The organism is Saccharicrinis sp. GN24d3 (assembly GCF_052400645.1).
In the GTDB taxonomy this organism is placed as follows: domain Bacteria; phylum Bacteroidota; class Bacteroidia; order Bacteroidales; family Marinilabiliaceae; genus Saccharicrinis.
Genome location: NZ_JBQTGI010000013.1, coordinates 1 through 12531, shown reverse-complemented (window position 1 = coordinate 12531; position 12531 = coordinate 1). Strand labels below are relative to the sequence as shown.

Annotated in this window: 9 protein-coding genes; 8 read left to right on the top strand and 1 reads right to left on the bottom strand. The window is 39.1% G+C overall.

Features of this window, described 5'->3' with window-relative positions:
• Window positions 1–193 precede the first annotated feature (193 nt).
• The 8 genes from gcvT (at window position 194) to ACT29I_RS15805 (ending at window position 9203) form a co-directional block, all read left to right on the top strand.
• Window positions 194–1276, top strand: coding sequence for a glycine cleavage system aminomethyltransferase GcvT (gene gcvT / locus ACT29I_RS15840; RefSeq protein WP_430932822.1), 1083 nt, complete (start codon window positions 194–196; stop codon window positions 1274–1276).
• Window positions 1277–1932: 656 nt separating this feature from the next.
• A complete protein-coding gene (serC, locus tag ACT29I_RS15835) occupies window positions 1933–3003 on the top strand; it encodes a 3-phosphoserine/phosphohydroxythreonine transaminase (RefSeq protein WP_430932823.1) in 1071 nt (356 codons plus the stop codon).
• 182 nt (window positions 3004–3185) lie between these two features.
• A complete protein-coding gene (locus tag ACT29I_RS15830) occupies window positions 3186–4106 on the top strand; it encodes a 3-phosphoglycerate dehydrogenase (RefSeq protein ID WP_430932824.1) in 921 nt (306 codons plus the stop codon).
• 342 nt (window positions 4107–4448) lie between these two features.
• Window positions 4449–5699: a DUF1015 domain-containing protein gene (locus ACT29I_RS15825; RefSeq protein ID WP_430932825.1), complete on the top strand. Its 1251-nt coding sequence runs from the start codon at window positions 4449–4451 to the stop codon at window positions 5697–5699.
• 73 nt (window positions 5700–5772) lie between these two features.
• Complete coding sequence (locus ACT29I_RS15820; RefSeq protein ID WP_430932826.1) at window positions 5773–6462, top strand: YggS family pyridoxal phosphate-dependent enzyme; 690 nt, start codon at window positions 5773–5775, stop codon at window positions 6460–6462.
• A gap of 76 nt (window positions 6463–6538) precedes the next feature.
• The gene (locus tag ACT29I_RS15815) at window positions 6539–7525 is read left to right on the top strand and encodes a dihydroorotate dehydrogenase-like protein (RefSeq protein WP_430932827.1); all 987 of its coding nucleotides are present in this window, start codon (window positions 6539–6541) and stop codon (window positions 7523–7525) included.
• A gap of 260 nt (window positions 7526–7785) precedes the next feature.
• The gene (locus ACT29I_RS15810; RefSeq protein ID WP_430932828.1) at window positions 7786–8721 is read left to right on the top strand and encodes a hypothetical protein; all 936 of its coding nucleotides are present in this window, start codon (window positions 7786–7788) and stop codon (window positions 8719–8721) included.
• Window positions 8722–8744: 23 nt separating this feature from the next.
• A complete protein-coding gene (locus tag ACT29I_RS15805; RefSeq protein WP_430932829.1) occupies window positions 8745–9203 on the top strand; it encodes a hypothetical protein in 459 nt (152 codons plus the stop codon).
• Window positions 9204–9260: 57 nt separating this feature from the next.
• Here the strand turns inward: ACT29I_RS15805 and uvrA are convergent, their stop codons facing one another.
• Entirely contained in the window at window positions 9261–12059 is a 2799-nt protein-coding gene (gene uvrA / locus ACT29I_RS15800) for an excinuclease ABC subunit UvrA (protein ID WP_430932830.1), read from the bottom strand.
• Window positions 12060–12531: the final 472 nt, after the last annotated feature.

Sequence of the window (12531 nt, the reverse complement as noted above, 5' to 3'; positions counted from 1 at the left end):
TGATTTGGTACTTCAATGAGTTTTTTAATCGTCTTAAAGATAAAGATTCTTTAAAAATTACAAGAGCGAATACGCTATTTTTTAGCAAAACGGATAAAAAGAAAGTAATTATCATATATGACCCAATAACATTTGCATACATTTGTGTCAATAGATAAAACATTTGTTCTTAAATTTTCAAGAAAAATAAATAATGAAAAAAACTGCCTTCTACGCTATCCATCAGCAGCTAAATGCTAAGATGGTCGCTTTTGCCGGCTACGAAATGCCAATAGAATACTCGGGAATTAACAACGAACACATGCAAGTGAGAAATTCGGTAGGTGTATTTGATGTTTCGCATATGGGCGAATTTTGGGCGAAAGGCCCCCATGCTTTGGAGTTCGTGCAAAAAATAACTTCTAATGATGCATCCAAACTAGCCGTTGGTAATGCTCAGTACTCTTGCTTTCCAAATGGCGAGGGAGGTATAGTTGACGATCTACTGGTTTATAAATATGAAGAAGAAAAGTACCTATTGGTTGTAAATGCCTCCAACATAAATAAAGATTGGGAATGGTGTGTAAAAAACAATACCATGGGTGCCGATCTGGAAAATGCATCTGATGCCATTTCACAATTAGCTGTGCAAGGACCAAAGGCGGTTGAAACACTGCAAAAACTTACGGATATAAATTTATCGGAGATACCTTATTATAGCTTTGTTACGGGAAAAATAGGCGGCATTGATGAAGTTATCATCTCAAATACCGGTTATACCGGTGCCGGTGGTTTCGAACTTTACATGCATAATAAAGATGCGGAGCATATTTGGAAGGCCATCTTTGAGGCTGGAGCAGAATTCAATATCCAGCCTATTGGACTGGGTGCCCGCGACACCTTGCGTCTTGAAATGGGTTATTGTCTGTATGGCAACGATATTGATGACACCACCTCACCTATTGAAGCGGGTTTAGGTTGGATTACAAAATTTACAGACGACAAAGACTTTATGGACAAACAAGTGTTATTAAAGCAGAAAACCGAAGGTGTAAAACGTCGGTTAAGAGGCTTTAAGATGATTGACCGAGGCATCCCGCGCAAGGATTATGTTATTGTTGATGTGGATGATCATGTTATTGGTAAGGTAACCTCCGGAACGCAATCACCTGTTTTGCAACAAGGTATTGGAATGGGATATATAATTACACCAAATGCCAAATTGGGTTCCGAAATATATATCAAGGTTAGAAATAGAAAACTGAAAGCCTTAGTCGTAAAAACGCCATTTATCTAAATGAACGCACCGACCTGACTATTGCTTTTATAATGTAAAAAGCACATTTACACGTAAAACATTCAAATAAGCATAAGCAGACCGGTATCGTAAAAATAACGTAGTGAGGGTGTCCGATATTCAGTTTATGAAAATTGTAAATTTACGATTTGTAAGTACCGAGCGAATGGCTCTTCCCCTTAACTCTGAAGCCAGGGGAAGTAACGTATCAAAGATGCAGGGATGGGGGTTACTGAGTCTCTCAGCTTTTAATCTGCAAGTCCCGCTGTTAATTAAAAACATTTTGGGATACCCTCACGTAACAAAGATTTTTTCATGACTAAAATCAGGTTTCCGAATGACAAAAATCATTTCACATATCCTTTAACAACAATATTTTAAGCGGTATTTGGTGTTATTTTGGAGACTTAGACCATAACATTTAATTATAACAGATAACTATGTTTTATGGCAAATAATGGATTTAAATGACAGATTTTTCTAAATTTGCGCCATACTTCAAAAGAAAAGGATAAATCTCAATATTGTAAGCTAATCAGGCTTTTTTGTATAGTGAAAGCTCTATTTTTTTGAATTTTTATTAATTGTATAATAATACATATCCATTAACAATTCTATTATTGAAAATGGCTATAAGTGTAAAAAATAATTTAAACATGAAAAAGCACAATTTTTACGCCGGACCATCTATTTTACCGGAATTTACCATTAAAAACACAGCCGAAGCTGTTGTAAATTTTGCGGGAACAGGTTTATCTGTTATGGAAGTATCTCACCGTTCCAAAGAATTCGTTGCGGTAATGGAACAAGCGATTGCTCTTGTTAAAGAATTGTTGGAAGTACCAGCCGGTTACCAGGTAATTTTTGTGGGTGGTGGTGCGAGCACACAATTCTGTGCGGTCCCATATAATTTATTAAACAAAAAAGCAGGCTACCTAAATACCGGTTCGTGGGCAGCCAAGGCGCAAAAAGAGGCTAAATTATTTGGTGAAGTGATTGAAGTTGCATCTTCTAAGGACAAAAACTACAATTATATTCCCAAAGGTTTTGAAATACCTGCTGATTTAGATTACTTACACATTACTTCTAACAACACTATATATGGTACCGAAATAAAAACAGATTTAGACCTGGGTGTTCGTTTAGTAGCCGACATGTCATCGGATATTTTCTCACGTCCCATCGACGTGTCAAAATACGATGTAATTTATGCAGGTGCGCAAAAGAATCTTGCTCCTTCCGGAGTGACCGTGGCGATTGTAAGAGAGGATGCATTAGGTAAAGTGGAGCGGGAAATTCCAACTATGTTGGATTACCGCACGCATATCGATAAAGAATCGATGTTCAACACGCCTCCTGTATTACCTGTATTTTCTGCTTTACAAACCTTGACTTGGTTGAAGAATAATGGTGGTATTTCTGCCATGAACAAGAAGAATGTGGAAAAAGCAGCGCTTCTTTACGACGAGATCGATAGCAACAAATTCTTTAAGGCTACTGTTGAAGCTGAGGAAGACAGATCTATCATGAACATCTGTTTTGTGATGAACGAAGAGTATGCCGAACTTGAAAAAGACTTTATGGAGCTTGCCACCTCAAAAGGGTGTGTAGGTATTAAAGGTCACCGTTCGGTAGGTGGGTTTAGAGCTTCTACATACAATGCACTTCCAAAAGAAAGCGTAGAAGTATTGGTTGCTGCCATGAAAGAATTTGCTTCCAAACACTAGAATACCATATTAAAACACTTGGAACATTCTTCCCACTATCCTTGGGATAGTGGGAAGTACCATACCAGGTTCTTCGCCATAGGCTACGCCCCCGGAGAAAGATGGGGGAATGGGGAATGCATAAACTACTCCATACCTCTATATCAATTACATAACCTAAATAAACATAAATTCTTACTAATATGTCAAAAGTACTTGTTGCCACAGAAAAGCCTTTTGCAAAGGCTGCTGTTGATAAAATCCAAGCTATTGTTGAAGAAGCTGGTTTCGACTTTGCTTTGCTCGAAAAATATACCGATAAGGCTGAACTTCTGGAGGCCGTTAAAGACGCTTCTGCACTTATCGTTCGTTCCGATAAAGTTACCGCCGAAGTAATAGAGGCTGCCAAAGAACTTAAAATTGTTGTTAGAGCAGGTGCCGGTTACGACAACCTTGACCTTGAAGCTTGTACTGCCCATGATGTGGTTGCCATGAACACGCCCGGGCAAAACTCAAATGCAGTTGCCGAGTTAGCTTTTGGTATGATGATTTCTATGGCCCGTAATGCATACAACGGTACTGCGGGAACCGAACTTAAAGGTAAAAAGATTGGTATTCACGCGTACGGAAACGTAGGTATGTACGTAGCCAAAATTGCGCAGGGTATCGGAATGGAAGTTTATGCGTTCGACCCATTTGTAAGTGCCGATAAAATTAAAGCAGACGGTGTAACACCTGTTGATTCTGTTGAAGATCTTTATTCCACTTGTCAGTATGTGTCTTTGCATATTCCTGCAACTGCTCAAACTAAAGAATCTATCAATTTTGATTTGCTTTCTAAGATGCCTAAAAACGGTGTATTGGTAAACACAGCCCGTAAAGAGGTTATTCACGAAGCAGATATGATTAAGTTGATGAACGAAAGAACTGATTTTGCTTATATCTCTGATATCGCTCCTGATAACAAAGATGAATACGCTCCATTTGAAGGAAGGTATTTCTTTACTCCTAAAAAGATGGGTGCGCAAACTGCAGAGGCTAACATTAACGCAGGTGTAGCAGCCGCCAATCAAATTGTCGATTACATCAAAAACGGGGTCACTACTTTTAAGGTAAACAAGTAAGCTCTTTTTTAAATCAAATATAAAGGGTATTCGTTCGAATACCCTTTTTTCGTTCTCAGTCATATGCCTCATAAATGATTTTCATATGCTTAAAATCTCATGCTTTAACGATTTATTTTTATGCGCATAAAAATAAATCCTAAACGTATAAGTTCTTCGTTTTATAAGCACTAGATTTAAATGTTACAGTTAACCATTATCGGTTGTGCCATTTGAGCGCAAAAAATTCCTGCCAAAAATCAGCAACTCTCTCCCCTTCTTCTTGATAAATATCACTATTCAAAACAAAATTAAGTGCCTATATTGTATTCTGATTAAAATCCTGATTAAAATCTAAACAATATGGCTGTAGTAAAACCTTTTAAAGGACTTCGTCCACCACAAAACATTGCCAGTACATTGGCATGTTTGCCTTATGATGTAATGAACCGTGAAGAAGCGGCAAAAATGGCGGAGGGAAAACCGGAATCGTTATTACATATTACCCGAAGCGAAATAGATTGTTCGCCAGATATCGACATCCACTCGCAGGAGGTATATGATAAATCCGTTCGTAACTTCAAGATGTTCCAGGAAAAGGGATGGTTATTTCAGGAAAAGGAAGCCCGGTTTTATATTTACGCGCAAACAATGGATGAACGAACCCAATATGGTATCGTGGGCGCTGCATCTGTTGATGATTACTTAAATGGTATCATTAAAAAACATGAATTGACCAGAAGCGAAAAGGAAAAAGATCGCATGATTCATGTAAAAATAAACAATGCCAATATTGAACCCGTGTTTTTCACCTACCCCAATGTGAAAGAAATTGATGACATCGTTGAAAACTATGTAAAAAATAACGAACCGGAGTACGACTTCACCGCTGAGGATGGTTTTGGACATCATTTTTGGGTAGTTAGAGGCAAGGATTTAAATCGACGTATCGAAGAACTTTTTGCGACCAAGGTCCCTGCCACATATGTAGCGGACGGACATCACAGAACGGCTGCGGCCGCCTTGGTTGGAAAAGAGAAGAGAGAGCTAAACCCTAATCATACTGGCAACGAAGCGTACAATTTCTTTTTGGCGGTTCATTTTCCCGATACCCAATTAAAGATTATTGATTACAACAGGGTTGTTAAGGATTTAAACGGGCTTTCGAATCAAGAATTTATGGCCAGGCTTCGTGATTGTTTTGAAATCATTCAGACCTCCAACGAAATTATTAAACCCGATGAACTTCATCAGTTTTCGATGTACTTAAATGGTAAATGGTATAAGCTAAAAGCCAAACCGGGAACATACAACGACGGCGATCCCATTGGTGTATTGGACGTTACTATTCTTTCCGACCTGGTATTGAATAACATTTTAGGCATAAAAGACTTACGCACCGACAAACGAATTGATTTTGTAGGTGGTATCCGTGGTTTGGGGGAATTGTCACAAAGGGTGGACAGCGGTGAAATGAAAGTGGCCTTTGCCCTGTATCCGGTTTCTATGAAACAATTAATAGACATTGCCGACACTGGTAATATTATGCCCCCAAAAACCACTTGGTTCGAACCTAAGTTACGCTCGGGACTGGTAATTCATAAATTGCAATAAAATTTTATCTTTAGTATAAATCAAAAGAGATTGCTTTAGATAGGCAATCTCTTTTTTTATTGATATTTTTGTTATGCAAAAAAACGAACACATGACCATTGTTGAAAATATAAACAAAATAAAATCCTCCCTACCCGAAACCGTAACCCTAGTGGCTGTTTCAAAAACAAAACCCAACAGCGACATTATGGAAGCGTATGATGCCGGCCAACGGGTTTTCGGAGAAAACAAAGTGCAGGAATTAACCCGGAAACACGAAGAACTGCCCCAGGATATCCAATGGCACTTCATAGGTCATCTGCAAAGCAACAAAGTAAAATATATTGCCCCATTTGTAAGCCTACTGCATGGGGTGGATTCTTTAAAACTACTAACTACCATTAATAAGGAAGGGAAAAAGAATAATAGGGTCATAAAATGCTTGTTACAGTTCCATATTGCGGAGGAGAGTACCAAATTCGGATTCTCTGTGGATGAGCTGGATGAACTCATAAAAAACGATGCCATCCTCGAATTTGAAAACGTTGAGATATGTGGCGTAATGGGAATGGCTACGTATACGGATGACAAATCGCAAGTGGCCAAAGAATTTTCGGTTTTGGCTAATATTTTCGATCAACTAAAAAAGAAGCACTTTAGCAAACAAGAATATTTTAGAGAGATATCCATGGGAATGTCGGGCGATTTCGATATAGCCATCAAGCAAGGCAGTACAATGGTTCGCATAGGCAGCACAATATTTGGGGCCAGAAACTATCATTGATATTCATTAATTGCGGATTTTGGAATGAAAATGTACAAAAAAAATTATATTTGTTCTGATAAATAAATAAAAGTCTATGACAAGTTTAAATACTACCTATCTGGGTCTAAAACTTAAAAACCCAATTATTGTTAGTAGTTCCGGTTTAACCAATAGCGTTGATAAAATTCAGAAACTGGTAGATGCAGGTGCAGGTGCCGTTGTTTTAAAATCTCTATTTGAGGAGCAGATCAATCACGATATCAATAAGCAAATCCAGACCAGCGAGGGTTATGATTACCCCGAAGCGATGGATTATATTACAGGCTACACAAAGGACAATTCTGTTGGGGAATACCTGAAACTCATCACCGATGCTAAAAACAAGTTCGACATTCCGATCATCGCAAGTATAAACTGTTTTTCGTCAAACGAGTGGATTTCGTTTGCCAAACAAGTGGAAGAAGCTGGTGCTGATGCGATTGAATTAAATATCCATGTGGTAAACACAGACAAAAATGTTGAAGCCTCGGTTATTGAAGGTCTTTATTATTCAGTGGCCGAAAATATCAACAAAACATTGAATATTCCTTTTTCGATGAAACTTGGCGATAACTTTGCCAATATTGTTGGTGTGGTTAACAAATTATATGCGTTAGGTGCCAATGGGGTTGTTTTATTTAACCGTTTTTATCAACCAGATATAGATATCAACCGGTTAAGCCTGGTTTCCGCATCCGTTTTCAGTACCCCGGCTGACATCAGAAGATCGTTGCGTTGGGTGGCTATCGTGTCCGACAAGGTGCAACAAATAGATATTTCGGCTTCTACGGGCAACCATGACGGGGAAGCTGTTATCAAGCAATTATTGGCGGGAGCCTCAACGGTTCAGGTATGCTCTGCGGTCTATCAAAAAGGAGCAGGAGTCATCTCTGATATGTTGAATGAATTATCATACTGGATGGAAGAAAAGAAATTTGATACCATAAATTCTTTCAAAGGTTTGATGAGTTACCGAAAAATTAAAGACCCTGCCATGTACGAGAGAGCCCAATTTATGCGCTATTTTTCGAACATGGAATAAAACCTTTGTCCATAAAATACGTAAAGAGCTGTTGAACTCAAGGGTGTCAAAAGCTTTTTATTGGCATTTCATCAACAAAAGCAATCAAAAAATATTGCTTTTGAATTATATTTGATATTTTTAGGTGCTGTATTATATGAGTGACGCATTCCAAAAGCATCGGAGCGATTTGGGAATGTAACAATTAATTAAAAACCTAGCAATTACGGTCTGCATTTTTGGCATTTTCAGTAAGAATGGAGGCATAAAAAAATAACAAAATGAGAAAAACTTTTCATCTAGTTTCTAAAACAGTTTCAATTGTATTTATTGCAGCCTGCATACTAAGTTCATGTCAATCGAGCGAGCAAAAGAAGTCATCCAGCGAACAAGATGAATTAATTGAATCGACCCAACAACAGATTGATCCCCAAATGATGGAAGATTTTAATAAATCGAAACTGATTTTTTATTCGCTGCCATCGCCTTTGGAAACTGCCATGTTGATCAAAAGGTCAGGTGCACGTTACGACGGGGAAATATTAAATCCAACGTCAAACATCACCAATTACAATACCAATTTAAAAATGGCATTGAATTTAGGTATTTACAGTGCAGACTTAAGTTATACCAGTCTTTTCGATCAAACCCAAAGTGCTATTCAGTATATGGGATGTGCAAAAAAAATGGCGGAAGGTTTAAGTATTATCGATGCCATTGATGAAAACACCATGAAAAAACTGGAGGATAACATGAACAACAGGGATGCGGTTCTTGAAATCATCTCGGAAACCTTTATGACTTCCAATGCCTATTTAAAAGAGAACGACCGACCTGCTATTTCGGTAATAGTTCTGGTTGGTGGATGGGTAGAAGGTTTATACCTTGCATCGGCATTGACAAATGGCTCCATGGAAAACAACAAAAGACTATTGGACAGAATTGTTTACCAAAAGCTTTCGCTGATTACGGTAATGAACTTGCTGGAGTCCTATCCCGATAACGAGGACATTCAGTATCTGTATGGCAAAATGAATGAGTTAAAAGGGATTTTCGAGCAGGTTAAAATTGTTAACACCTCTAAGGTTGAATCTGAAACTGATGCCGAGAACAGGGTTACAACGATTAAAGCCGATTCAGAAACATTTATGTCAAAAGAAGTATTTGAATCTTTAATTAAGAAAGTGGAAGAAATAAGAGGCGAATTTATTTCGTAACCAACAACACACTTCACCAAATCATGAAAAATCTAAAAAAAGCCCTTTACGTTGGGCTGTTGGTATCCGCTCTATTTCTGGCACCTGATGTTTGCAAAGCTCAATGTGCGGGTTTTGCCAAAAATATTGGCAAGGCCAAATTAAATGAATTTGTTCACGACGGAAATTACAATGCCACAATTCTTGGTGCCGGGGAAACGGCCGAACTGTATAAAACCTTTTTTGCAGGCCAAAAGTATCGTGTTGCCATCAGTAAAATCGAAAACCTTCCCGATATTCACTTCCGCTTGGTAGATAAAGAAAACCATATCCTTTTCGACAACAAAGAACATGACTTTGCAGACGTTTGGGATTTTACGGTAGAAACAACCCAGATGTTAATTTTAAAACTGAAAGTACTGGATGATTACAACAACGCTGAAAACACCACCAAAGGATGCGTTGCTGTGTTATTTGGGATAGAAAAAGAAAATAAACAATAACTTTAGACCTATTAGGTTCTAAAAAAAGCTGCCCTTAAAAGGCAGCTTTTTTTGTATCTATCGCAGGTACGGTTTTAAAAACTTACCGGTGTATGATCCTGCCACATCGGCTAATTTTTCAGGCGTTCCTTCAAATACCAAATACCCTCCTTTATCACCGCCTTCCGGCCCTAAATCAATGACCCAGTCGGCAGATTTAATGATTTCCATATTGTGTTCGATTATCACCAAAGAATGGCCTTTGGCTATCAACGCATCAAACGCTTTTAATAGCTTTTTAATATCGTTAAAATGCAGCCCTGTGGTGGGTTCATCAAAAATAAACAAGGTAGGTTCGTTCTTTTCTTTGGCCAGGAACGAAGCGAGCTTAACACGCTGGCTCTCTCCGCCGGAAAGCGTGCTCGATGATTGCCCCATTTTTACATATCCCAAACCAACGTCGGCCAGAGGTTGCAACTTACTGATGATTCTCTTTTCAGTATTTTTGGCATCCTTGGCAAAGAATTCAATAGCCTGCTCAATGGTCATCTCCAAAATATCATGAATGCTGTTTCCTTTGTATTTCACGTCCAAAATATCGTTCTTAAACCTGCGGCCATGACAACTCTCGCAAGTCAACACGATATCGGCCATAAACTGCATTTCCACCTTAATGGTACCTTCTCCCTGGCACTCCTCGCACCGACCGCCGTCGATATTAAACGAAAAATGAGAAGCTTTATAGCCATTTATCTTGGAAGCCTGCTGACCAGCCATTAACTTGCGTATTTCGTCGTATGCCTTTAAATAGGTGGCCGGATTGGAACGAGACGATTTACCTATGGGGTTCTGGTCAACAAATTCCACTTCGCTTATCTCTTCCACACTTCCTTTTAAAAGATCAAAGGCTCCTGTTTTATCCGCATAACCGCCCAATCTTTTTTTAATGGCAGGATATAGTACTGACCTGATCAAGGAAGACTTACCGGAACCACTTACACCCGTGATTACGTTCAGAACGTTTAAGGGTATTTTTACATCAATACTTTTGAGGTTGTTCTCCCGTGCCCCCAATATTTCCAGATAATTGTTCCAACTTCTGCGCGACATCGGCAGCTCTATTTTTTTAGCGCCAAACAAATACTGATGTGTCAAACTTAAATCGGCACACGCATCTTCTTCCAATTTGCCCTTAAAAACTATCTCTCCTCCCAAACGGCCCGCTCCCGGGCCTATATCCACAATTTCGTCCGCAGCGCGCATAATATCCTCGTCGTGTTCAACCACAATAACCGTATTCCCCAGTTTCTGAAGTTCTTGCAACACGCCTATCAATAATTCAGTATCGCGGGAATGCAGTCCTATACTCGGTTCATCGAGGATATAGAGGGAGCCCACCAAAGTACTGCCCAATGAAGTGGCCAGGTTAATTCGTTGACTCTCCCCGCCGGAAAGCGTGGAAGAAAGACGGTTCAAGGTGAGATAACCCAAACCTACTTCATATAAAAACTTCAGGCGCGTGTTGATTTCTCTAAACAAACGCAAACCAACCTTTTCCTCGTGTTTTGATAGCTTCAGATTTTTAAAGAACTCCATCAACTCGGTGATGGACATCAACACTAATTCCGAAACGCTCTTCCCTCCCACTTTCACATACGAAGCTTCCTTTTTCAATCGCGTACCGTTACATTCCGGGCATTTTGTTTTGCCCCGGTAGCGGGATAACATCACCCGGTATTGGATTTTATATTGCTGCTCCTCAACATGCCTGAAAAAGGTATCGATACCATGAAAATACCTGTTGCCCTTCCAAAGCAGTTTACGCTCTTCGTTACTAAGCTCGTAATACGGTTTGTGTACAGGAAAATTAAAATGATGGGCCGCAGATATCAGCATTTTTTTGTACTCTCCCATCTTCTCCCCTTTCCAACATGCCACCGCATCCTCAAAAACAGAAAGCGATTTATTGGGGATCACCAAATCTTCATCAATACCAATTACACTTCCAAACCCTTCGCATCTTTTGCATGCCCCAACAGGATTGTTAAAGGTAAACATATGCTCACTGGGCTCCTCAAATTCAATTCCATCCAGTTCGAACCGGTTAGAGAAGGTCTGTGTTTCCACCTTATCTTTCTCGAAAACCCTGACCATACACTCTCCTTTGCCTTCGAAAAAAGCAGTTTGAATCGAATCGGCCAAACGCGAAAGGTTGTCTTCATCTTTAGAAGCTGTTGCCCTGTCGATTACCAGGTTAAACGACTTACATCCGGACAACAGATTCTCATCCTGCAGGATATCTTCAATCTTATAAAACTCATTCTCACTTTCCACACGAACAAATCCCTGCTTCATCAAAACCTCAAGGTGTTCGGCACATGTGCGTCCTTCCGGAACATGAATGTCTGTAAGGATAACCAATCTTGTTTTATCATCGTGGTCAACAATATGGTCCACCACATCCGAAACAAAGTGGCGTTTCACTTCATTACCCGAAACCGGAGAAATGGTTTTGCCTATGCGGGCAAACAGCAGTTTCATGTAATCATATACCTCGGTTGAGGTACCAACGGTAGAGCGAGGATTTCGAGTATTTACTTTTTGCTCGATGGCGATAGCGGGCGGAATTCCTTTAATAAAGTCAACCTCAGGTTTATCAATCCTTCCCAAAAACTGGCGTGCGTACGAACTCAAACTTTCTACATAACGCCTTTGTCCTTCGGCATATAACGTGTCAAATGCCAGGGAGGATTTTCCCGAACCGGAAACCCCTGTGATAACAATGAATTTATTTCGGGGAAGATCTAAATCAACTCCTTTAAGATTATGTACCCTTGCCCCCTTTATTTGAATGCTTTTTGAAGCAGTAACTGTCATACAACTTTAAAATTTTAGAAAGACAAAGGTATTAAAATAGTTTTTTACCTCACTTGGTCCGTTCGTTTATATTTATCGTATACGTCGCGATGACTTTATGTTAAAACTAATACAAAAACACAAAAAATACAATTAGTATAAAAAGTCAAAGCCCGGTACCTAAACTTTTACTTAACAGGCTCTGTTTTAAATTATACTTATTGGTTAATGACCTGAGCGTTATATAAGCTTCGCAATAACGCGGTCATTAATCCATCGGCATAATCCCAAGTGCTCATTTCATAATCAAAATGGTAGTACATCGTTAAACCCGCAATATGCATTAGAAATCCTGTTACGCAATTAAACTACTTCAAAACAAAGCGTTTCACAGAGTTGCTTCAACACACCAGAACGATGCTCCCGAAAGTAATCAACGATTTTATTTAGCAAGAATACATTACACTATTTAAATCTAAAGTCAAGTTTGTAG

What these genes read in the sequence shown, in the direction of transcription:
- gcvT (WP_430932822.1), top strand. Translation starts at nt 194, where the DNA reads ATGAAAAAAACTGCCTTCTACGCTATCCATCAGCAGCTAAATGCTAAG.
- serC (WP_430932823.1), top strand. Translation starts at nt 1,933, where the DNA reads ATGAAAAAGCACAATTTTTACGCCGGACCATCTATTTTACCGGAATTT.
- ACT29I_RS15830 (WP_430932824.1), top strand. Translation starts at nt 3,186, where the DNA reads ATGTCAAAAGTACTTGTTGCCACAGAAAAGCCTTTTGCAAAGGCTGCT.
- ACT29I_RS15825 (WP_430932825.1), top strand. Translation starts at nt 4,449, where the DNA reads ATGGCTGTAGTAAAACCTTTTAAAGGACTTCGTCCACCACAAAACATT.
- ACT29I_RS15820 (WP_430932826.1), top strand. Translation starts at nt 5,773, where the DNA reads ATGCAAAAAAACGAACACATGACCATTGTTGAAAATATAAACAAAATA.
- ACT29I_RS15815 (WP_430932827.1), top strand. Translation starts at nt 6,539, where the DNA reads ATGACAAGTTTAAATACTACCTATCTGGGTCTAAAACTTAAAAACCCA.
- ACT29I_RS15810 (WP_430932828.1), top strand. Translation starts at nt 7,786, where the DNA reads ATGAGAAAAACTTTTCATCTAGTTTCTAAAACAGTTTCAATTGTATTT.
- ACT29I_RS15805 (WP_430932829.1), top strand. Translation starts at nt 8,745, where the DNA reads ATGAAAAATCTAAAAAAAGCCCTTTACGTTGGGCTGTTGGTATCCGCT.
- uvrA (WP_430932830.1), bottom strand. Translation starts at nt 12,059, where the DNA reads ATGACAGTTACTGCTTCAAAAAGCATTCAAATAAAGGGGGCAAGGGTA.